Below are 22,440 nucleotides of genomic sequence, written 5' to 3'. Positions count from 1 at the left end.
TTTCGGCAAGCGCGATGGATTCCGGGATCGCGCCACCGATGACGACACCTGCGCCGTTGAGGATGACCGGGAACTTTGCTTCCGTCAGAAGCTTTGCAGCCTCGGCAATGGCGTCGCGTCCGCCGCTCGGGCGTTCCAGCCGCACGATCTGCGGCAGGTCGACATCGATCACCTGCGTCCAGAAATCACGCGGAACGTTGATCTGTGCCGGTGCGCAACCGCGCCATGCCTTTTCGATCACCCGGTTCAGTACTTCGGGAATGCGGGTCGCATCGCGCACTTCTTCCTGATAGCAGACCATCTCCTCGAACAGCGCCATCTGTTCCACTTCCTGAAAGCCGCCCTGACCGATGGTCTTGTTGGCAGCCTGCGGCGTGACCAGCAGCATCGGCGTGTGGTTCCAGTAGGCGGTCTTGATGGCGGTGACGAAGCCGGTCACGCCCGGACCGTTCTGGGCAATCGCCATGCCCATCTTGCCGGTCACACGCGTATAGCCGTCGCAGATCAGCGCCGCATTCGTCTCATGCGCGCAATCCCAAAACGTAATGCCTGCCTTCGGAAACAGATCCGAAACCGGCATCATCGCCGAACCGATGATCCCGAATGCATGCTCTATCCCATGCATCTGCAGAACCTTAACAAACGCTTCTTCCGTCGTCATTTTCATGGCAGTGAATTCTCCTAAGCTACTTTTTCATAGGTTGACGCGAGGGCATTCTGAGCCGTTAACGCGCTTTTCCTGTCTTCAAGGACCATCTGGGCCAGTTTCGCGCCGATCATCATTGCCGGTGCATTTGTGTTGCCGGAGACGATTTCCGGCATGATCGAGCAGTCCGCGACGCGCAGACCTTCAATGCCGCGAACACGCAGGCGGTGATCGACAACAGCGCGTTCATCGACGCCCATCCGGCAGGTGCCGGTTGGATGATAGATCGTGGTGGAATTGCTTCGCGCCCAATCAAGCAACTCGTTATCACCATCCAGATCAGCGGTCGGTCGAAATTCCTGCGCAATTGCCGATTTGAGAGGTTCAGTCCGGGCAATGCGGCGCGCGATGCGAATTCCCTCGACCAATGTCTGCTGGTCGTGTCTCGTCGCCAGATAGTTGGGTTGAATGACTGGATGGTCGAACGGGTTGCTCGAACGCAAGGCGACCGTTCCACGGCTTTCCGGCCGCAACTGGCACACAGACTGGGTAAAGGCGGAGAAGGGATGCACACCTTCGCCGGGGCTGTCTGCCGACCATGGCTGGATGTGAAACTGAATATCTGGCGTGGCAAGTTCAGGTCGCGTTTTGACAAATCCGAAGACCAGACTGGCGGCCATTGTCATGGGGCCGGTTCGAAACAGCGCATATTCAAGACCGATGGCAGCCTTCTTGAAGAGACTGCGAACTTCATCATTGAGTGTCGGCTCGTTGCATTTGAAAACCAGTCGAGCCTGCAGATGATCCTGCAGGTTCTGGCCCACTTCCGGCGCGTCGTGATGCACAGCAATACCGTGGGCAGCAAGTTGTTTAGCCGGGCCGATACCGGACAGCATGAGTATCTGCGGCGAGCCGATTGCTCCAGCGCTCAAGATGACCTCACGTCTGGCATGAATCGTGTGGCAGGTGCCGTCGGGGCGCCGATACTCTACGCCTGTCGCACGACCGTTCTGGATGACGACACGCATGATATGGGCATCGGTTTCGACGGTCAGATTTTCTCGATGACGGATTGGGCGCAAGAATGCGGCCGCGGATGAACATCTGCGTCCTTTGTGCATGGTCAACTGAAAATGCCCCACGCCCTCCTGCGTTGCCCCATTATAGTCGGGGTTGTAATCGTAGCCATTGGCACGGGCCGCTTCGATCCATTTTTCGCAGATTGCCCGCTTCAGGCGCGGGTCCGACACCTGCAACTCACCCGTGGTGCCACGATCTGCTGCTGCGGGGCGATGAAACGTTTCGAAACTCTCGAAAATGGGGGCCACATCCTGCCAGGACCAGCCGGAATTGCCGAACTGTGCCCAGCGATCATAATCCTCTTTCTGGCCGCGCACGTAAAGCAGACCGTTGAGCGAGGATGAGCCGCCAAGCACTTTGCCTCTGGGCCAGTTCAGGCTGCGCCCGTTTAATCCTGAATCCGGTTCTGTCTGATAACACCAGTCATAGTTGGGATCGTGCATGGTGCGAAAATAGCCAACCGGAACGTGAATCCACGGATTGCTGTCCTTGCGGCCGGCTTCCAGCAGGTGAACGGTGACCGAAGGGTCCGCACTGATCCTGTTGGCAGCGATGCAACCAGCCGAGCCAGCTCCAACTATGATGTAATCTGCCACTTCATTCATAAAGAACTTCCTCCTGACAGGATCCGCGTCGCGCGATGGAAACGGATCCTTGTCTTGCTGCCACTACAGCCCGCTGGTTCCACTAGAGCCGTTTTCGTCTGCGCTCGATTGCAACAGCGGATGCCAAGGACACCGCAGCCGCAAACACCACGTAGACGCATACCCAGAAAGGATCGTTGTTGTTGATGGACATCAGATAGGTGGCAATCATCGGGGTCAGACCTGAAGCTATGATGCCCGAGAACTGATAGACGAAGGATATGCCGGTATATCTGACAGTCGGATCGAACAGGTCTGCAAACAGAGCTGCTTCCGGCCCGTAGCACATGGGGTAGATGATGCCGAAGGGCAGTACGACACCCAGAATGATCAGCACGGGCTCGCCGGTCGACATGAGCCAGAAAGCCGGGAAAACGCTCAAACCCAATAGCAATGATCCCCATGCATAGGTGACGGGGCGTCCGATCCGGTCGGACAGATGCCCGAACAGAGGAATGAAAGCTACCATGACCACGGCGGCGGCGCAGACCGTCCACAATGCTGTCGTACGGTCAAGCCCGGCAAAACGGGTCAGATACAGGATCGAGAAAACGGCAAAGATATTGAAGAACACGCCGTCGATATAGCGGGCACCCATGCCGAGAATGACGTTACCCGGATAGCGCTTGATCATGTCGGTAAAGGGCAGGCCCTGATCCCGACCGCGAGATGCGGCCTTGGCCTTTTCGAATTCGGGGCTTTCGTGAATGTTCGAACGGACCCATGTCCCCAGGAATACCAGGACGATTGATCCGATGAAGGCTGCGCGCCAGCCCCATGCCATGAACTGATCGTCAGGCAAAAGCGACAAGAGCGCCATGACGCCAGACGACAGGAACAATCCCAGAGACAAGCCGATCTGCGGCAGGGAAGCGTAGAATCCACGCTTGTCCTTGGGCGCATATTCGTAAGCCATCAGTACTGCGCCGCCCCACTCGCCCCCAATGCCAATGCCTTGAAGTATGCGAAGGAACAAAAGCGCCACAGGGGCCATCAGACCGATAGTTTGATAGCCGGGCAAGAGCCCGATGGCGACAGTAGCGCCACCCATCATCAGCAAGCTGACGATCAGCATCGCCTTCCGGCCGATACGGTCCCCGAAATGACCGAAGACAAGTCCGCCCAAGGGTCGGGCGACAAAACCTACTGCAAATGTCGCGTAGGCCAGCATGACGGAAATGGTTTCGTTCTCCGATGGAAAATATAGGTGGTTGAAGACGATGCCTGCCACCACACCATAGAGAAAAAAATCATACCACTCGATGGTAGAGCCGATCAGGCTGGCAAAGACCACTTTCCTGACATCGTTATTCTGGCTGCTGCTCCTCACAGCATCCACAGTTGTATCCGACATGACGCCCTCCTGCGTTTTGACGGTTATGGCGCGATCCACACTCCTCCTGTGGATCGCGATGTCTTTAGCCTTGGCGTAAAACGCGTAAGAGTCAATTATTTTTTGAGACGTTATGTCTCAAAAAATATCAATGCCTTGAAATTGCCGGATATTAAATTCTCTTGGATACGTGTGGCAGGTGAGGTAAACCACGGGAAATCTCAGTGTGACGCAGTGTTTTCATGAAAAATGAACCCAAGAGCCTGATTGCCAGTCCAAGTATAAGAAACCTGCAGATTCTTGAATTGCTAGGCCGTCAAAGACGCGCGATGACGCCTGCCGAATTCATTGATGAACTCAAACTACCCAAGCCGACAGTTCACCGCCTGCTTTCCTATCTTGAAGAGCAGGGTTTTCTCGCCAAGAACATTGATGGGAAAAGTTATCTGCCAGGAGCTCGCTTCCGCGAGATGGCAATTGGAGCCATGCATGCTTCGCTGAGCAGTCTTCCGAGCAGAAATGTTCTGGTCTGGCTCAATCAGCAGATCGGCGAAACATGCAATCTGGCTGTTCCCGACAATGATGCGATGATTTATGTTGATCGTGTCGAAACGCAGTGGCCGCTGCGCATCGCGCTCCATATTGGCTCGCGGGTGCCACTCCACGCCACTGCAGCGGGAAAAGTCACGCTCAGTCTGCTTTCGGAGGAAGCGTTCGAACGCTATCTCTTCACCGGAGACAAGCAGTCCTTCACCAGCAAGACGATTGTCGATACGACGATGCTTCGCGAGGAAATCGAGCTTGTGAGGGTGCGTGGGTTCGCAACAGATCAGGAAGAGCTCGTTGAAGGCATGATTGCAGTTGCCGTGCCTGTCATGGATGCGCGGCAAAATTTTTGCGCGACGCTGTCGTTCCACGCGCCGACCCAACGGCTGTCCCTAGAACAGGGGCTTACCCATCTTGATGATCTGCGACAAGCGGCGGAAAAGCTCGGCAAGTTTATCTGAGTGACCGCTGTTATGTAATCACGTGGAAGATTGACGGGGCAGCACTTGCCCCGTTCCGGTCAGCCTATCGAGGCAAACTCTCGTAAAAGAGCGTTCACTCAAATCTCAGATCAATTGCGACGAGTGGTACGCTAGCAGAATTGCCTTTGGACCTGCTGGCAGAGCTTATTTGCGCAATTCCGCTTCGATCTGGTCGAGAACCTGATCCTTGCCAATGCCGGTCAGGAAGGGTAGGCCCTTGATGACGAGCTTGGTCACCGAAGCCGAAATAGGTGTGGTGGAAACGATGAAATCCACGTTGTCGGCCAGCGACGCAACTTCGGTTGCTTTCGCCTGCTGAGCATTGAAGGTAAGCCCGCGTTTTTTCATTTCTTCGGTCACGGTTGCATTCACTGCTGTAGATGTCGCTACACCTGTGCCGCAAGCGAAGAGAATTGTTTTCATTCTAGCCATGGTTTCCTCCAATGTTCGTGCATTTAACGAAACGCGCGAATGTGGTATTTTTCTTGTCTCGAATTCAGTTGTAGACTTGAGCCTGTCGGATGGGGTGTGTTTATTGCAGTGCGGCTTGAATGTCCTCAAGCGTGCGCGCTGCCTTCAACTTGTCGAGTGCATCGGCATCCTGAATGGTCACCATGATCTGCTGCAAGGTCTCAATCTGTTTGTCCTTGTCATTGATGGCAAGCAGAAAGACGTACCCTACGGAAACAGCTTCTTCGGGATCTTCCATATTGGCAAATTCAACTGGCGACTTCAGCGTGGCAAAGGCGATGCCGGCCTTGAGCACATGCTCGGGATCTGTATGCGGTACGGCAACATTCTCGTCGCGCTCAAGCGGCAATCCGGTCGGCATTGACAGCTCGCGGCTGACGACAGCATCGGCATAGCTTGGCTTCACATAGCCAAGCTTTTCCAGCTTTCCCGCTAGAATCCGGATGATTTCTTCATTGGTTTTTGCTTCGCTCTGAAGCTCGATCGCTTGTGGGTCGAGAAAATCAATCAGACCAGCAGCCATTCCATTCTCCGTTTAAAGAAGTCGCACGCCGATTTCGACGTGCGACTTATATTTCATGCAGCGATCATTCCACCCTTAGGCGGTAACCTCGTCTGCAGGTTCGTCCTCAGCACCGGCAGCGCGTTCCCATGCCTGCGTATTGCGACGATAGAGCATAAAAAGTGCTGCAATAACAACGGCAATCACGGCGATACCAATAGCACCAAGCCACTGGATGGCAGAGATGATGATGTACGGCACCCACAGGAATCCATCGACTACCGAGGTAATCTGCAAGGCGTTCTCAGGCAGTTTGAAGCCGGATGATACCGCAGCACTCGTGAACAGTGGTGCAAGCGCATTGGCGACATAGAAACCGATGGCCAGCGTGATGGTTCCGACGACGACCATGCGGAACACGTTTCCTTTCAGAAGCGGTGCCGTCATGGCAACGATGAACGGAATGACGGCAAGATCGGCGAACAAGATTACGCGGTTGCCTGGCAGAATGACCGAAAGAATGATCGCGATCGGCACCAGAATGAGCGATGACGAGATCGCGGCTGGATGTCCGATAAGGATTGCCGAGTCGAGGCCAACGAGAAGTTCGCGGTCACCTGTACGCTTGCGCACAAATTCCTGTGCAGCGTCCGAAACCGGCAGCAGGCCTTCCATCAGGATTTTGACCATGCGCGGCAGAAGCAGCATAACGGCTGCAAGAGTCATACCCGTGCCGAGAACCTTGGCGAGAATCGTGCCGAAATCCCCTGCATTATAAAATGCAATAAGACCAAGCACCAAGCCGATGATCAGGCCGAGCACGACCGGCTCGCCGAATACACCGAAGCGACGTTCGATGGTTTCGGTGCTGATGTTGATCTTGTTGATGCCGGGAATGCAATCCATGATCCAGTTGAGCACGATAGCAATCGGCAGAATCTGTGCCGAGGCCAGATGCGGCACGGAAACGCCGGGAACGCCATAGAACTGTTGAACAGCGCGCGCCGACCAGTCTGCAAACAGCAGTGACAGTGCCGCAACAAGTGCTGCAACGATGATGCCATAAGCGAGGTTATCGGTCGCAGCGACAACCAGTGAGCCGACGAAAGCAAAGTGCCAGAAGTTCCAGACGTCCACATTGAGCGTGCGCGTCCAGCGAAGGAGCAGCAGCACAATGTTGACGAGAATGCCAACCGGAATAACCCACAGGCCCACGGATGAGCCAAAGGCGATTGCAGCAGCGGAAGGCCAGCCAACATCAACAATATCGCGCTTGATGCCCGTGTTGGTGACGATTGCCTGAGCCACTTCACCGATTGAGGTGAACATGAGGCCAAGCACCAGATTAATACCGATGAAAGCGACGCCGATGGTGATGGCCGCACGGAAGGCTTTGCCCACCTTTGCGCCAAGTACCACTGCAATAATGAAGATCACGACAGGCAACAGAACTGTTGCCCCAAGTGTGTCGACTGCCGTTTTCAGTCCACTCAGAAATGCGTCCATTTATTTCTCCTCCCCCCGGAACACTCCCAAAGTGCGCCGAGCTAACAGAACGCCATTATTAGCTCGCACGTATCGACGTTTCAAAATGTGAATTGTGCGAAACGGCAGAACATTTGTATTCTATAGCAAACCAAAGTTGAATAACAAGATGGCATTTAAAGGACGCGCTCGACTGAATCTGAAATGAACACTGGTATTGACTTAGAAACAAATGTTCATTAATCGGTAGGGTATCAGAGGAGACTGCGACAATTTTTGCAGGGACGTTCAGGAGGAAACGATGGCAACCAACGTGGCGTTGACAGGTCTGGCGCGTGATATGCAGGCGCGGGCCGATAGTGGGCGACCAATCCGCATCGGACTGATTGGCTCAGGTGAAATGGGCACGGATATCGTCACACGCGTTGCGCATATGCCAGGTATCGAAGTTGGTGCTATTTCTGAATTGCGCGTTCCCAATGCCCTGAAGGCAGTCGATATTGCTTTTCAGGAAGAAGGTCATGGCCGTGAGGTTTCGACCGCCTCCGATCTGACCGCCGCCATGGAGGCGCATAAGGTTGCCGTAACGGACAACGCCAATCTGATCCTCGAAAACGATCTTATCGATGTTGTGATCGATGCAACGGGCGTTCCGGCTGTCGGTGCCGAGATTGGCCTTCGCGCCATGGAGCACGGCAAGCATCTGGTCATGATGAATGTCGAAGCAGACGTGACAATCGGCGCTTATCTGAAAGCAGAAGCCGAACGTCTTGGCGTCACCTATTCGCTGGGTGCTGGCGATGAACCATCATCCTGCATGGAGCTGATCGAATTCGTGACTGCCATGGGGCACCCGATTGTGGCCGCAGGCAAGGGCAAGAACAATCCACTCAATATCGATGCTATTCCTGACGAATATGCGGAAGAAGCCACGCGCCGTAATATGAACGTGCGCATGTTGGTGGAATTCGTCGATGGCTCGAAAACCATGGTTGAGATGGCCGCTATTGCCAACGCTACAGGTCTTGTGCCGGATAAGGCTGGGATGCACGGACCTGCCGCAACGCTCGACCAACTCAACAAGACGTTGATCCCTGAAAAGGATGGCGGCGTGCTGTCCAAGGTTGGTGTAGTTGATTATTCGATCGGTAAAGGCGTAGCACCTGGCGTATTCGTCGTTGCCGACATGTCTCATCCGCGCATTTCCGAGCGTATGGAAGACCTGAAGATGGGCAAGGGTCCATATTTCACCTTCCATCGCCCGTATCACCTGACATCTCTCGAAGTGCCGCTCACCTGCGCCCGCGTTGTTCTTTACGGCAAGCCTGACATGGTTCCGCTTTCAAAGCCCGTCGCAGAAGTGGCTGCGGTTGCAAAGAAGGACATGCAGCCGGGCGAAAAGCTCGATGCGATTGGCGAATATTGCTACCGCGCATGGATCATGACTTCAGGCGAGGCGCGTAGCGCACACGCGATCCCTTGCGGGCTTCTGCAGGGTGGCAGCGTAACCAAGCCGATCAAGAAGGGTGAGCTGATCACTTACGATAATGCGGCTGTGGCTCCCGGTTCGAAGATTGCCGAATTGCGCGCGCGTCAAGACAAGCTCGTTTACGGAGCGTGAGGACAAAACATCATGGTTCAAGCCAAAAAAGTCGAACCGCAGGATTCAGGCGACCGTCACAACTTGCCTTATGCCTTCCGTACTTATTCGCCGGAACAGCTAAAAGAAGCACTGCATAAAATGTATCTCATCCGCCGCTTTGAAGAAGGCGCGGAAGAAAGCTACACGCGCGGTCTTATTCATGGAACGATGCATCTTTCCATCGGGCAGGAAGCGAGCGCGATGGGAACGTGCCTGCCACTCAACGACGATGACATGATCACATCGACCCATCGCGGCCACGGTCATTGCATCGCCAAGGGTGCAGACGTGAAACGCATGTTTGCGGAGTTTTTCGGCAAGGAAACAGGCTATTGCAAAGGCCGTGGCGGCTCGATGCACATCGCTGATGTTTCCAGGGGAAACCTTGGTGCGAACGGTATTGTCGGTGGCGGTATCCCGATTGCGGTCGGTGCTGCACTTTCCGCCAAGAAGCAGAAAAACGGCAAGGTTGTCGTGTCGTTCTTCGGGGACGGTGCGAATAATGAAGGCGCTTTCCACGAAGCTCTCAACATGGCCTCCGTCTGGAAGCTTCCTGTTGTTTTCGTTTGTGAAAACAACGGTTACGGCATGTCCACCTCCACCAAGCGCTCGACAGCGGTTGCCAATGTTGCAGACCGCGCCTCGGCCTACAGTATGCCCGGCGTGATCGTCGATGGTAACAATCTGTCGGAAGTGGCGGAAGCTGTGCATGAAGCCACCGAACGCGCACGGCGCGGCGATGGACCAACGCTGATTGAAAGCAAGACGTATCGCATTCGTGGTCATTCCAAGAGCGATCGCAACCGCTATCGCACCAAGGAAGAAATTGAACATTGGCAGAATGATCGCGACCCAATCGCGCATTTTGAGACGGATTTGAAAGCCTATGGCTTCATCAACGATGCCGAGATCGAGGCGATCCGTGCCGAGGTAGAGAAGGAAATCGCCGAGGCGATTGAGTTTGCCAAGAATAGCCCGGCACCCGATCTGACCAACCTGACCCGCGACGTTTACACGGACGATATTTGAACATGGACACGACAATCCGTGAGTTGAGCTATTCGCAAGCTATCCAGGAAGCTATGGCAATTGCCATGGAGCGCGACGACCGCGTATTTCTGATGGGCGAAGATATTGGCGTCTATGGCGGCGCATTTCAGGTGACTGGTGATCTGGTGCATCGCTTCGGTGAAGACCGGGTCATGGATACGCCGATTTCGGAACTGGGCGGTGCAGGTGTTGCTGTCGGTGCAGCACTGACCGGTATGCGCCCGATCTTTGAGTTCCAGTTTTCCGACTTTGCCGCTCTGGCGATGGAACAGATCGTCAATCAGGCCGCAAAAATTCGGTACATGCTTGGTGGTGCAGTTTCGGTGCCGCTTGTCATGCGGTTTCCGGCAGGGTCGGGAACGGGTGCCGCGGCGCAGCACAGCCAGAGCCTTGAGGCATGGCTTGGCCATGTGCCGGGTCTCAAAGTTTTGCAACCTGCGACACCTTATGACGCCAAGGGCATGTTGCTTGCAGCCGTTGAAGATCCCGATCCGGTTATGATTTTCGAGCACAAGCTGCTTTATAAAACCAAAGGTCCGGTTCCTGAAGGCTTCTACACCGTGCCAATCGGCAAAGCGGAAGTGGTTCGCGAGGGTCGCGACCTGACCATCGTCGCAACGGCGATCATGGTGAACAAGGCACTTGATGCGGCTGCCGAACTTGCAAAAGAAGGCATTGATGTTGAAGTGATCGACCTGCGCACCGTGCGTCCGATTGATCGCGAAACCATCATTAAAAGCGTCAAGAAGACGTCGAAGCTTCTTTGCGTTTATGAAGCGGTAAAGACCCTTGGTATTGGCGCAGAAATATCTGCCATTGTGGTGGAAAGTGATGCCTTCGACTATCTTGATGCGCCAATTGTGCGTCTTGGTGGGGCCGAAACGCCAATTCCTTACAATCCTGATCTTGAACGCGCGACCGTTCCACAGGTGTCTGATATCCTGAAAAGCGCCCGTGATCTGGCCAAGGGAGTGCGCTGACCATGGCTGTGGAAGTCATTCTCCCCAAGGTCGATATGGATATGGAGACGGGGCAGATTTCGCGATGGTACGCCAAGGATGGCGATATTGTCACGAAAGGTCAGCTTCTCTTTGAAATTGAGACCGACAAGGCGGCGATGGAAGTCGATGCACCGGCATCGGGTATTCTCGCGGATATCAGTGCGGCTGAAGGGGCTATTGTACCTGTTGGTCAGGCTGTGGCCTGGATTTACGCTGAAGGTGAAGTACGCAACGGCAAGTCGGTTCCGCTTGTTGAGGAACCCGTCGCTGTTGCTCAGGTGGAGGCGGTTGTTGAGCCGGTAGCTCCAAAACAGGTTGAACCCCAGTCCTCCCAAGACGATGAAGCGGGTTCAGCCAATGATGTTCGGGCAACGCCGCTCGCCCGCCGCCTTGCGCGTGAAGCGGGCATTGATCTGATGTCCATTCGTGGTTCTGGCCCGAAGGGACGTGTGCAGAAAAAGGACATTGAAGGCAATATCGGTGTCGCAAAGCCTGTAGTTGCTGCGGTGGCGGTTAAATCGCTTGCAAACAGGGATGCCGGACCATCAGCTCTTGGACAGCTCAACGCTGTCTGGTTGCGCGAGGGAGAAGCAGGCCGTCTGCCGATTGTCCTGCTTCACGGCTTTGCGGCTGATCTGAATTCGTGGCGCGGATTGTTTGCCGGTGCATCGCTTGGTCATCCAATTCTGGCGCTCGATCTTCCGGGACACGGCAATTCACCACGTGCCGTTCCGGAAAGCATTGATGATATTGCCATTGCCGCGGAGACAACGTTGGCATCCCTTGGCGTAACATCCTGCCTTTTGGCTGGACATTCGCTCGGCGGTGCGGTCGCGACAATCGTGGCCACACGCGGTGTTGTCGACGTGCGTTCCTTATTGCTGATCTCGTCAGGAGGCTTGGGCCCACAGGTCAATGGAGCGTTTATAAAGGGTCTTGTCGGCGCAAAAAGCGAAGCCAGCATCGTTCCCTGGCTGAAACTTCTTGTCGCCGATGAGAGCCATCTAACGAAGCTGTTCATCAATGCAACAGTCGCTCAGGCGGCTGATACAGAGCTGCGCAACACGCAGGAAGCGATTGGTGCCCGCTTCTTTGCAGATGGCACGCAGACCTTTGAGGTTCGTTCAAACATTGCCACGCTTGCGATGCCGGTGCGGCTTATCTTCGGTGCTGAAGACCGGGTCATCCCCGTTGCCCATGCTCATGGTTTGCCGGGGAAAGTGGGCGTCCACATCTTCGCAGGTTGCGGACATATGCCACAAATCGAAGAACGCGCTGCGGTGCTGCAAATCCTTAAAGAATGCGCAGCCGCTGCCAATTGATGCGCGATAAGAAAAAGCACATCGTTTTGCGACGATGTGCTTTTTGCTCTTACTCTGACCGTGCTTTGTCTTTGAGCATCTGCGCGGCACTTTCTTCATCGGTGATGAGAACGGTCGGCTTCAGAAGTTCAATCGCGCCAAGCAGGGCTGCAATCTTCTCCTTGCCGCCTGATGTAAGAATACGCTGCGGCGCTTTCTGGAGGCTCTCAATCTTTGCCGACATGACACGGTCATGCACTGGATCATCAACGATCTTGCCGCTTTTATCATAAAAGTGGAACAACACGTCACCGACGGCACCATTTTCGATGAGCGACAATTTCTGCGCTTCGTCGATCAGGCCTACACGATAAGACGTACTGCTCGCGGTCTGAATATCACCGACGCTGAGCAGAACCATGTCGAGTTCGTCAGCCATGTCCAGGACAGTATTCAACCCACAACGCTCGATAAGAGCGATCCGCGTTTCTTTGCTGTCGACCAGAGCAGGGGCGGGGATCAGATAGCCTTCACCCTGAAAAATCTGCGCAAACTGCCAGGCGAATTCCGGTGGATTTGAACGGCGCGGCTGCACGATGCCGCCAAGCAGGGAAATGACTTTCAAATCATTGAGCGGTCGCGCACCGATATGTTGCAGGGTGCTGGAAAGTGTACGCCCCCAACCCACGCCAATCGTCATGCCGTGCTGTACTTTTTCCGAAAGATAGGCGCCGGTTGCCGCACTGATAGGCGGAATCGGATCAATGTCAGGCGAAGAGAGCGGCGCAACAATGGCGCGCTCAAGACCGAACGTCTTTTCAAGCTCGACTTCCAATGATGTCAGGCTTGCCAGCTTGCCTTCGATGGTAATCTTTACTTCATTGCGAGCACGGGCATCGGCAAGAAGGCGAACGATTGTGACACGGCCGACACCAAGCGCTTCCGCAATGTCATTCTGGGTCATCTGCTCGACGTAGTACATCCACGCAGCACGTGTTCTCAACCGGCTTGTACGGTTTTCAGCAGCCACACCTTCCGATCCAATGATGAGGTCCGTTGCTTCCGGATTTTTCTGCGTCTTCTTACCGGCTTTTTTCAAAACTGTCCCTCAAATTTATGGCGTATTATTGCACTATAGAAACGCTGTTCTTACACCGAAACTATTGCTTTTCCACGCGAAGGCAAACAATAATTCATGTGCTTGGTGCATCCTGTTTTGATGGCGCTGTAGTTAAGGAAAATGAATATGTTACGCACTCTTTCGGAAGAAATTGCTGTCAATCTGAAGGACCGCCTGCGCGAGGTTCGATACATGATTCGTCGCAATCGCCATGAAAGTTTGCAGGGCGAGCGGTCGGCGGTGCGTCCTGGCGAAATCGTATCGCCAGAATTGTTGCTGGGACATGCGGCGAGCATGATGGACAAGGCGCTGACGACGGCTGAAACAATTTCGATTTCACTGATTTCGTCGAACCCAAATGTGCATAACAGCGCGCCGCATGTAAAAAGCCTGTCGGTTTATTTCGGCGCTGGCGCCGAGGGAGCACGCGCTTTTCGTAAGGATATGTATTATCTCACGAAGGAAGTGCTCCGTCGTCATCAGTTGCAGAATGTGCTGATCCAGGAAGCTGCATTCGTAACGGTCCATGCCAGAATGGTGCAAAAGCATGGCTCGTTGCTGAAGAGCGTGTTTTCTACAGAGGCAGGTGAGACGAAAATCGCGGCAACTTCCAACGTCGTGACGGTTATTTTTCTGGAACTGCTTGGCGAAAGGCCTGTGCGGTTTATCTCGATGGACGGTCATTGTGACCCACAGGCTCTGCACAAATTTGAAACGACCTGTTTTGCGGCAGCCGGTGTTGCCTGTGGTCTGGCTACTGCAAAAGCGGCCGATCTGGCAGGCGTCGATCCTTTGGAAAGTGCCATTCTTGCACTGGATGCGCGACATGATCGTCTCATACAGGCGGCAGAGGATCGCGATCAGGCACAGCTCGAAAGATTGTTTCAGACCTTAATTGCTCATCTTCCGTAAGGAGAAAGCCCGGATAGTCAGATCCGGGCCTTGAGTAGGTGCATTGCAGACGAGATTTAATTTCCAAACATGCCTGCGATCAGCTTTTTTGTGCGGGGAATTGAAGCCGGGCTCATGCTGAGTTCGGTCAGGCCCATACGCAGGAACTCGCCGATGAGTTCCGGCTTGCCTGCTGCCTCGCCGCACATGCCGACCATGATGCCTGCTTCTGTCCCCGCCTTTGCAGTCATCTCGATTGCAGCCATTACAGCCGGATGGCTTACGTCGTTGAGCTTCGCAACGGTCGGGTTGAGCCGATCCGCAGCCATTACATATTGCGTCAGGTCGTTGGTGCCGATGGAGAAGAAGGCTGCTTCTTTTGCAAGTTCGCGGGCCGAGAAAACAGCCGCAGGAGTTTCGATCATCACACCGAGGTCAAACTCGGCAAAGGGCTTGCCTTCGATTTTGAGCTCAGTGATGCATTCCGCAATGAGACGTCTGGTTGCACGGATTTCTTCAACATCCGAAACCATTGGCAACATCACCTTGAGATTGCCGTTAACCGCTGCGCGCAACAGCGCACGCAACTGCGGTTTGAACACATCCAGGCGGTCCAGGCACATGCGGATACCACGCCAGCCGAGGAAGGGGTTCTCTTCGTCGGGAAATTCGATACCGGCAATCGGCTTGTCACCACCGATGTCCAGCGTGCGCACAATAACAGAGTTTGGCGCAAAAGCTTTCAGAAGTGCCGAATAAGTTTCCGTCTGCATATCTTCGGAAGGCAGGTGAATGTGCTTCATGAAGAGAAGTTCGGTGCGGAACAGTCCGACACCCATCGCACCGGCTTCGAGTGCTACATCAATCTCTTCCAGCGCGCCCATATTGGCTGCGACTTCGATGATTGTTCCGTCGGCCCGACGCGGCGTGATGGAACGGTAAGCATCCAGCGCCTGCTTTTCCTGCAACGCTTTGGAAATGCGCGCTTCGATTTCAGTGCGGGTAGCCATGTCCGGATCGGAATGAACGATGCCGAAATTGCCGTCCACCGCTACGGTTTTGGCGCTCTTTAGTTGTTGAACTGCACTTCCAAGGCCAAGAACCGCCGGAATGCCGTGTGTGCGTGCGATGATGGCCACATGCGATGTTGCGCCACCATGGCCGCAAACAACGCCTTTGATCTTCTTGAGTGGTGCGCGCGCCAGATCCCATGCGCCGATATCTTCAGCAATGAGCACCGAGCCTTCGGGCAGACCTTCCAGATTGATGTCTTCCTTGCCAAGAAGAGCAAGGCAGATCTGACGGCTGACAGCGTGAACATCATCCGCGCGTGCGTTGAGATATGGATCATCGAGTGCCGCAAATTGCCCGGCTACAGTTGAAGCTGCAGCGAGCATGGCCGAAATTGCATCAAGACCGTCCCGAATAAGCCCAAGTGCTTCTTCGGTCAGGCTGTCATCAGCAGCAATATCTTTTAATGCGGCGATGATGCCCCTGTCTGCGTCAGCGAGAGTGTCGCTGGAGAGGGAAGCATCCATGCGTTGCTGCACGGTAGCAATTGCCGATTTGAAGTGGGCAATCTCCGCGTCTATTTCAAAGGCTGCGAGCTTCCGGCCCAAAGGTTTGATTTCTTCGGGAAAAAACGGAAACGCTGTTCCCAACGAGATACCTTCGCTCGCCCCTACGCCTTTTATCTGGCCTGCGGGAAGCGTTATCGTCATCGCCGACCGAGGCATGGTCTCGGCTTGAGGCGTAACCACAGGAGCTGGGATGGTCGAGGTTGTGGTTTCCTCGAGGCCAGCCTGTGGGTTTTCCAGATAGCCGATCAGGGCCTCAATGGCTTCAATCGCATCTGCTCCATCGGCACGAACGGTCACTTCATCGAGCTCTTTTACGCCAAGCAGCATCAGCTTGACGGAGCTTTTGGCGCTTACGCTTTTTCCGGCCTTGGCGATTTCAATATCACTCTCAAAACCCTTGGCCAGTTTAACGAAGCGAGTTGCAGGGCGCGCATGCAGCCCCTCATGCACCCGGACGATAGTCGAGCGTTCCATTTATGTAAGCCTCAAATCGACACCTGAAACATTCCGACATCGGTGATGTGGAGAACCATTCCAATTGTCTGTTTTAACACGCAATTCTAAACCGTTAGGTGGACATTTTCAGCCACCGATAGTGATAATCTGCCCTTCTTTGAGAGCAGCGACAAGCTCCTCGCCCGCTATTTCGCTGGCACAGATTTCACCGGGGCGATCAGTTGAATTCGCGCCTGTGAATGAAATAACGACATGTCCGATTTCGCGCACCTTTTGCCAGGCGCTTTCGCCAACGGCGGTGATTTCTGCTTTCAGCGAGCCTATCGTGATCTGTGCTCCAATAGCAGGAGCCGATGCTTCCGGACCTTCTTCCACAACGTGGAGAACGGATACTTCTGCCAGTTCAGGCGGCGACCCGTCGGCAAACAGGATGAGAACGCCGCCTTCGGCGAGATCCGCTACTTCCGGGCCGATCGCGGTGATCCGTGTTTTCAGATGTATCGACATAGGAGCGGTCCTTTCTTGGTACGGTCGTTCGATGCTCGGGAAATCGATTGGGGCATCTGATTGCACATGTTTGGGAGATTACCTGCCGCCTCTTTTGCCGCGGCAAGCTGAGAGCTTTAAAGCACTGCGAGGCTGACGAGCCATGCGATCAGAACCGAAAGAGGCCCCATGATCTGACGGCTGATCAGAACTGCCGGAACGCCAATTTCAATGGTCTTCGGCTTCGCTTCTCCAAGTGCCAGGCCAACCGGCACGAAGTCGCAGCCAACCTGTGTGTTGTAGGCAAACAGTGCAGGCAGGGCCATCGCCGGGGCGATTGTACCGTTTGCGATCTGCGGTCCTATGATCGCCACGCCGACAACCTGTGCGATAACCGCACCCGGTCCCAGAATTGGTGACAGGAACGGCAAGCCGCAAATTGCGGAAAGCACGAGCAAGCCGACAATGTTATTGGCAAGCGGCCCGAGAGGCTGGGCGAGAATATCACCAATGCCGGTATAGAGGATCAAGCCGATCAGCATCGTCACGAATGCCATGAACGGGAGAACGTTGCGGATAACCTGATCGATTGTGCGGCGTCCGGCCTGGAAGAAGATACCAACGACGCGGCCCATCACACGACCGATGCTGCTGATCAACCCGACAAGACCGCCTTCGCTTGGCTGTTCTACTGGTGCAGGCGTGTCTTCTTCAACTGCAGCAGCAGGGGCTGCGGCGGCTGAGCCATCAGCGGGGACGATGTTTTCCGGCTTCACACCTGACACGTAAATGTCGTCGGTAATAAACTGGGCCAGCGGTCCGGACTGTCCAACCGGCGTGATGTTCACGGTTGGAATGCGCTTGCGTGGATAGACGCCGCAACGAGCTGTACCGCCGCAATCGACAACCACGACGGCCATCTCGCTTTCGATTGGCGGCGAGCGGAAACCATCAACGGCTTCCGCGCCGGTCAGTTCGGCAATTCGGTGTGCAAGCGGATGAATGCCGCCGCCGGTGACGGATACAACTTTGCTGCGCTGCTCGGTCGGCTGAATGACCAGCGGGCCGCCCCAACCGTTGGAGCCGCGGGAAATCTTAACTGCCTTATAGGTCTTCACCATGTCGTCCTCCCAATTCCCGCTTAAAGCTCAATGCCCTGACGCCGCGCCATAATGGCGGTGATGCGTTCAGTGAGCATGCCTTTAAGGAGGATCACGACGAGACCAACGATGGCGTACCAGATGGCGACGTTGATGTGATAACCTGTTGGAACCGCACCCTTCTTCTCAAGCTCGAGAAGGGCAACGAGCACCCCACCCCAGACGAAATATTCGCCCGGATTGATATGCGGGAAGAGACCCAGCGGTGGATGTACGTAGGATACAGCCGCATCGTAGAAAGCAGGCTTGTATTTCTCGTCCAGGAACGAACCGAATGTATAAGCCATCGGGTTGGTCAGGAAGAACACCGAAAGAACCGGCAGAACCGTGTAGCGGGTGAGCGCAATACGTCCAGCGCCGCGTGCGATGCCATGGACGCGCTTTTCGCCGACCAGTTCGGTTACGGCATAGAAGGCGGTCATCAGCACGACGAGGGTTGGGATGATGCCCGTTACAAACCCTGCAAAAACTTCGCCCCCCTTTTGGAAAACGCCAATGAAGTGTTTGCCGATCGAGGCAAGCCAGCCGAGCTGCTCTTCCTGCTGGACGTTCTGAAGACGTTCCTTGAACTGATCGACGGTAATTCCGCCGCTGCCAGCATCGCCCGGCGCGGTTGTTGTTGCTTGCGCAAGCTGCAATAGATCATGTCCCGCGTGCTCTGCGGCTTGTTTGCCATGCAGGGCGGCATCGGAAATCATGCTGCCAGCCATATGGATAGATTGCATTGTTACGTCGGCATGTTGTGCCAACATCGTCACTATCGACATTGTTCCTCCTCGATTGCTTGTTTCAGGCAAGCAACTCCTATGCTCCTACTGCCTTCAGACCTTCGAGTTCGATCCCATCGGATTGATCTCTGATGCGAGCGATCTGCTCCATCGCCTGTCGCGCGGCAGCCACCACTTCAGGCGTTCCTTCTCCAATTGCGGGATTGTCCTGTAACGCGCTGAGGTGCATTCCCTCGAAGCCTTCGCGACGGATGAATTTTGCAAAAACCGTCCGTCCGCCCATCTGCAGGAAGCGTCGCACCACCAGGTCGCGGTCTACGACGATCAATACGATGACGCCTTTTCCAAAGCGCGCCCGTATGTGCCCTGCACCAACAAAACCGTCTGAATATTTCGAAGTGATGCCTTTCATCACATCGGAATAGTGGCGCATCTGGAACCAGACGCCCAGCGACTGAAAGCCCCACAGCAAGGCGAGCGCCAGCAAGGCCCACTGCCAGATAGCCATAATTGTTCTCCTCCCAAGAAGGACGAACAGGATATTTCTCGAGTTCGTCTTTCATTAATTAGAGAACATTTGTCTTCTTGAATGTCAATATGTATAATTTTTCTGCTAAACGAAGAGGAATGAAGACTGACATCTCGATCGGTTTCGCATAATGTCATTTACAAACCGGAGACCGCTCGCAACATGGACTTGCTACTCAGAGAACAAATGGCATCGATGCCTGATTTGCGTCATCGGCTGCGTCAGCTACGTTGGTTCAGGGCGACATTCCGCAAGCATGCCAGTCTGCTGCACAAGCTCTATGGCGTTGAATATGACATCGATGAAAAGAAGCTCACTGAGGCGTTCTTGAACTGGGTGGAGCTGGTTAATCAGAACAAGCGTTTTGCCAAGGTAGACCGCAAGGACTTCATCACCTTTGCCGCCGGTCTAGTGCTGCGCGAATTGATCCGCTTGTCGCCTGCACGGGCCGTTTCACCACCAAAACGCGCCACGGGCGATGCTGCCCGTCTTTATGAGATCGTCAGCTTCTGGCCGGAAGGTTTTCTCTACACCAATTACTGTATCTGTGCGATTGCTGCTGTGCAGGAACAGGAGTTCGGCACGGTACCGGATATCGACCAATGTGCCGATGAATTACGCACCTGGTGGTCTTATAAGGAAAACATCTCTGAAATTCCTGGCTACGCGATTGCATTTCTCGATAAGTTTCTTGGTGGCGAGCCCAACTGGGTCATGCCGGATCTGGCGTCGGCGCGTGCAGCAGTGAAGCGCGCTTTGGGTGCCGATAATCCGGTCACAAAAATCAAGAATGAATAGCGGCCGCTTCCGTTTTGGAGCAGCGCTTCCGAATTTGAAGTTTGAAAATAGGTTCTTTCGAATGGGTATCAAACGCCAAATTCAATCCACGAGGATGTAGCCCAACGACCGCCGCCGTTGACTAATTGGCACAGACGGTTGCCAAAAAACCATAATTACTCAACAAGGGTTGGAATTAAACGCTCAGCGTCAAGAAATGGAACATCACTTGAAACGCATCAAAATTGGCTTGTTTTGTCTTTTCCTGACAGGTGCTTTGCCCGCACATGCTCTTGATGCCGGTTCTCCGGCCGTTTTGAAGCCATCGCCGCAGCAAGTGCAGGCCGCCCATCTGACGTCCGAATTTCTCGAGCGTTTTCATTACCGGCCCATTCCGCTGGATGATGCATTGTCGGTCCGGATCATGGACCGGTTCATAGACTCGCTGGATCCGGATCGGCTCATCTTCCAGCAGGCGGATGTCGACAAGTTCTTGACCGGCAGCAGGGAAATCGATGATGCTATTGAACGTCAAGACCTGACCATTCCGTTTTCCATTTTTAATATCTACCAGCAACGCATCATCGAACGCATGACCTTTGCGCGCAGTCTGCTCAAGCAGAATTTCGATTTCAGCAAGCAGGAAGACTTCTCGATTGTACGCGATAAGGAACCTTGGCCACGGTCGAATGAAGAGAGCAATGATCTGTGGCGCAAGCGCGTCAAGAACGACTGGCTGCGTTTGAAGCTGGCCGGCAAGGATGACGCGACTATTCGCAAAACACTCGATAAACGCTACGAGAACTCCATCGAGCGGACGTATAAGTATAAAAGCGACGATGCTTTTCAGTCATTCATGGCGGCCTATACGACAGCGGTCGATCCCCATACGGATTATTTCGGTGTCAAGGCTTCAGCCGAATTCGACATCGCAATGAAGCTCTCGCTGGTTGGGATCGGTGCCGTGCTTCAGGAGAGGGACGACTATACGACAATCCGTGAGCTCGTTGCCGGCGGCCCGGCGCAATTATCGGGCAAGCTTTCCGTGGGCGACCGTATAATCGGCGTCGGCCAGGACAAAACCGGTCCGATCAAAGAAGTGATCGGTATGCGTCTCGATGAGGTTGTGCAAATGATCCGCGGCGACAAGGGATCAGTGGTGCGCCTCGATATTCTGCCGGCTGATGCTGGCCCCGACGGCAAGCATCATGTCATCACTCTAGTTCGTGACAAGATCAGTCTCGATAAGCAAGCCGCCAAGAAAACGATCCTTTCCGTGAAGGACGGAGACGTCTCGCGCAAGATCGGAGTGATCACTCTGCCTGCGTTTTATGAAGACATTGGAGCGCGGCGAAAGGGCGATAAGAATTACAGAAGTGCCAGCCGCGATGTTGCCAAGCTTATCGCCGAGCTTAAGCAGGATAAGGTCGATGGCGTTCTGATTGACCTTCGCAACAACGGCGGTGGCTCGCTATCCGAAGCGATCGATCTGACAGGCCTGTTTGTTGGAAAGGGACCGGTGGTTCAGCAGCGCAACGCAGCCGGCGAAGTCAAGGTGGAAAGTGACAAACTCCCGGCACCTGCCTGGAAGGGACCGCTGGGTGTGCTCATCAATCGCGGCTCAGCTTCGGCTTCCGAGATTTTTGCTGCGGCTATACAGGATTATGGGCGGGGCGTGGTCATAGGTGAACCGAGCTTCGGCAAGGGAACGGTGCAAACCGTGGTGGATCTCGACGAAGTGGCCAACAATCCTAAACCGGAATATGGCGAGCTTAAATTCACGGTTGCTCAGTTCTTCCGGGTTGATGGCGGAACGACACAATTGCGCGGTGTAACGCCTGATATCACTCTGCCGGGGCTTTTCGATCTCAAACTCGTCGGTGAATCGAGCTTCGACAATGCTTTGCCTTGGTCTCAGGTCAACGCTGCGAAATACAAGTCATCAGATGGTATTAAAGCCTTGTTGCCACGGCTGCAAAACCTGCATGATGAACGTGTGCAGAAATCCCCCGAGTTCAAGGACTTTGTGGAAGACGTTGCAACGCTCAAGGCGCAGCGTGAGAAAAAGGTTATTTCCCTCAACGAAACCGAACGTCGCAACGAGATAACCGCCCAGGAAAACCGGATCAAGGCGCGCGGAAAAGTCAATGATGGTATTGATACGGAGATGGACGACGGTCTGCAGTCGAATGAACGAAGCTTGAGTGCTGATTTAGCCCTCGAGAAAAACCGCAAGAGCGCGACGGATGTCCTGCAGAATGAGGCTGCGGCCATTGTTACCGACTTGGCTGACCTGCAAGGCAATGCGCCTAAACGCGCCGCCAACTGATTGAAAGCAGGGCCTCGGCCCTGCTTTTTCTTTGAACTGGATTACTCTCGATGTCACGCCCGCGAGAAATGCTTCGTGATAAAACGCTGATGATCCGTGATGATTTCAATGGAACGCTCTGAGAGCGCTTCTGAACGAAACAGGCGGTCTTTCATATTGCAAGTCAACGATCACTTCCTCGCTCGTAAAACACCCTGAGTT

20 protein-coding genes are annotated in these 22,440 nt (G+C 54.3%); 8 read left to right on the top strand and 12 right to left on the bottom strand.

The window, feature by feature from the left end:
- The 3 genes from ACYSN1_RS12000 to ACYSN1_RS11990 form a co-directional block, all read right to left on the bottom strand.
- Window positions 1–667: thiamine pyrophosphate-binding protein (locus ACYSN1_RS12000; protein WP_461725309.1), on the bottom strand; the 667-nt coding region annotated here is incomplete at its 3' end.
- Window positions 668–681: 14 nt separating this feature from the next.
- Entirely contained in the window at window positions 682–2,331 is a 1,650-nt protein-coding gene (locus ACYSN1_RS11995) for a GMC family oxidoreductase (protein WP_461725854.1), read from the bottom strand.
- Between the two features lie 82 nt (window positions 2,332–2,413).
- Window positions 2,414–3,724, bottom strand: a complete 1,311-nt coding sequence (locus ACYSN1_RS11990; RefSeq protein ID WP_461725853.1) for an MFS transporter — start codon at window positions 3,722–3,724, stop codon at window positions 2,414–2,416.
- Window positions 3,725–3,945: 221 nt separating this feature from the next.
- On the opposite strand from ACYSN1_RS11990, the gene ACYSN1_RS11985 reads away from it, so the two are divergent.
- Window positions 3,946–4,710 carry an IclR family transcriptional regulator gene (locus ACYSN1_RS11985; RefSeq protein ID WP_461725852.1) on the top strand — a complete coding sequence of 255 codons (765 nt, stop codon included), beginning with the start codon at window positions 3,946–3,948 and terminating at the stop codon, window positions 4,708–4,710.
- Window positions 4,711–4,875: 165 nt separating this feature from the next.
- On the opposite strand, the gene ACYSN1_RS11980 is transcribed toward ACYSN1_RS11985, so the two are convergent.
- The 3 genes from ACYSN1_RS11980 to ACYSN1_RS11970 form a co-directional block, all read right to left on the bottom strand.
- Window positions 4,876–5,163: a PTS sugar transporter subunit IIB gene (locus ACYSN1_RS11980; RefSeq protein WP_140023104.1), complete on the bottom strand. Its 288-nt coding sequence runs from the start codon at window positions 5,161–5,163 to the stop codon at window positions 4,876–4,878.
- A gap of 100 nt (window positions 5,164–5,263) precedes the next feature.
- Complete coding sequence (locus tag ACYSN1_RS11975) at window positions 5,264–5,725, bottom strand: PTS sugar transporter subunit IIA (RefSeq protein WP_461725851.1); 462 nt, start codon at window positions 5,723–5,725, stop codon at window positions 5,264–5,266.
- Between the two features lie 75 nt (window positions 5,726–5,800).
- The gene (locus ACYSN1_RS11970) at window positions 5,801–7,210 is read right to left on the bottom strand and encodes a PTS galactitol transporter subunit IIC (protein ID WP_461725850.1); all 1,410 of its coding nucleotides are present in this window, start codon (window positions 7,208–7,210) and stop codon (window positions 5,801–5,803) included.
- A gap of 280 nt (window positions 7,211–7,490) precedes the next feature.
- Between ACYSN1_RS11970 and ACYSN1_RS11965 the strand changes: the two genes are divergently transcribed.
- From ACYSN1_RS11965 to ACYSN1_RS11950, 4 genes are read left to right on the top strand one after another with little or no spacing between them, the layout of a single operon-like run.
- Complete coding sequence (locus ACYSN1_RS11965; protein WP_461725849.1) at window positions 7,491–8,810, top strand: NAD(P)H-dependent oxidoreductase; 1,320 nt, start codon at window positions 7,491–7,493, stop codon at window positions 8,808–8,810.
- Between the two features lie 12 nt (window positions 8,811–8,822).
- Window positions 8,823–9,860: a thiamine pyrophosphate-dependent dehydrogenase E1 component subunit alpha gene (locus ACYSN1_RS11960; RefSeq protein WP_461725848.1), complete on the top strand. Its 1,038-nt coding sequence runs from the start codon at window positions 8,823–8,825 to the stop codon at window positions 9,858–9,860.
- A 2-nt stretch (window positions 9,861–9,862) separates the two neighbouring features.
- Window positions 9,863–10,861: an alpha-ketoacid dehydrogenase subunit beta gene (locus ACYSN1_RS11955; RefSeq protein WP_461725847.1), complete on the top strand. Its 999-nt coding sequence runs from the start codon at window positions 9,863–9,865 to the stop codon at window positions 10,859–10,861.
- A 2-nt stretch (window positions 10,862–10,863) separates the two neighbouring features.
- Window positions 10,864–12,204 (top strand): acetoin dehydrogenase dihydrolipoyllysine-residue acetyltransferase subunit, encoded by a 1,341-nt coding sequence (locus tag ACYSN1_RS11950; protein WP_461725846.1) that lies wholly within the window; start codon window positions 10,864–10,866, stop codon window positions 12,202–12,204.
- Window positions 12,205–12,253: 49 nt separating this feature from the next.
- Here the strand turns inward: ACYSN1_RS11950 and ACYSN1_RS11945 are convergent, their stop codons facing one another.
- Window positions 12,254–13,282: a sugar-binding transcriptional regulator gene (locus tag ACYSN1_RS11945; RefSeq protein WP_461725845.1), complete on the bottom strand. Its 1,029-nt coding sequence runs from the start codon at window positions 13,280–13,282 to the stop codon at window positions 12,254–12,256.
- A 147-nt stretch (window positions 13,283–13,429) separates the two neighbouring features.
- Here ACYSN1_RS11945 and ACYSN1_RS11940 point away from each other — a divergent pair, with 147 nt between their 5' ends.
- Window positions 13,430–14,215, top strand: coding sequence for a hypothetical protein (locus ACYSN1_RS11940; RefSeq protein WP_461725844.1), 786 nt, complete (start codon window positions 13,430–13,432; stop codon window positions 14,213–14,215).
- 56 nt (window positions 14,216–14,271) lie between these two features.
- Here ACYSN1_RS11940 and ptsP read toward each other — a convergent pair whose 3' ends face one another.
- From ptsP to ACYSN1_RS11915, 5 genes are all read right to left on the bottom strand, one after another.
- Entirely contained in the window at window positions 14,272–16,248 is a 1,977-nt protein-coding gene (ptsP, locus tag ACYSN1_RS11935) for a phosphoenolpyruvate--protein phosphotransferase (RefSeq protein ID WP_461725843.1), read from the bottom strand.
- Window positions 16,249–16,356: 108 nt separating this feature from the next.
- Window positions 16,357–16,737, bottom strand: coding sequence for a PTS glucitol/sorbitol transporter subunit IIA (locus ACYSN1_RS11930; RefSeq protein WP_461725842.1), 381 nt, complete (start codon window positions 16,735–16,737; stop codon window positions 16,357–16,359).
- 116 nt (window positions 16,738–16,853) lie between these two features.
- Window positions 16,854–17,837, bottom strand: a complete 984-nt coding sequence (gene srlE, locus ACYSN1_RS11925; RefSeq protein WP_461725841.1) for a PTS glucitol/sorbitol transporter subunit IIB — start codon at window positions 17,835–17,837, stop codon at window positions 16,854–16,856.
- A gap of 20 nt (window positions 17,838–17,857) precedes the next feature.
- Complete coding sequence (gene srlA / locus ACYSN1_RS11920) at window positions 17,858–18,643, bottom strand: PTS glucitol/sorbitol transporter subunit IIC (RefSeq protein ID WP_461725840.1); 786 nt, start codon at window positions 18,641–18,643, stop codon at window positions 17,858–17,860.
- A gap of 37 nt (window positions 18,644–18,680) precedes the next feature.
- The gene (locus tag ACYSN1_RS11915; protein ID WP_461725839.1) at window positions 18,681–19,112 is read right to left on the bottom strand and encodes a transcriptional regulator GutM; all 432 of its coding nucleotides are present in this window, start codon (window positions 19,110–19,112) and stop codon (window positions 18,681–18,683) included.
- Between the two features lie 183 nt (window positions 19,113–19,295).
- Here ACYSN1_RS11915 and ACYSN1_RS11910 point away from each other — a divergent pair, with 183 nt between their 5' ends.
- Together ACYSN1_RS11910 and ACYSN1_RS11905 are read left to right on the top strand one after the other, a co-directional pair.
- Entirely contained in the window at window positions 19,296–19,931 is a 636-nt protein-coding gene (locus tag ACYSN1_RS11910) for a hypothetical protein (protein ID WP_461725838.1), read from the top strand.
- Window positions 19,932–20,127: 196 nt separating this feature from the next.
- A complete protein-coding gene (locus tag ACYSN1_RS11905) occupies window positions 20,128–22,239 on the top strand; it encodes a carboxy terminal-processing peptidase (RefSeq protein ID WP_461725837.1) in 2,112 nt (703 codons plus the stop codon).
- Window positions 22,240–22,440: the final 201 nt, after the last annotated feature.

It is taken from the genome of Brucella sp. LJL56 (assembly GCF_054871705.1).
This window is presented reverse-complemented; position numbering and strand designations above follow the sequence as displayed.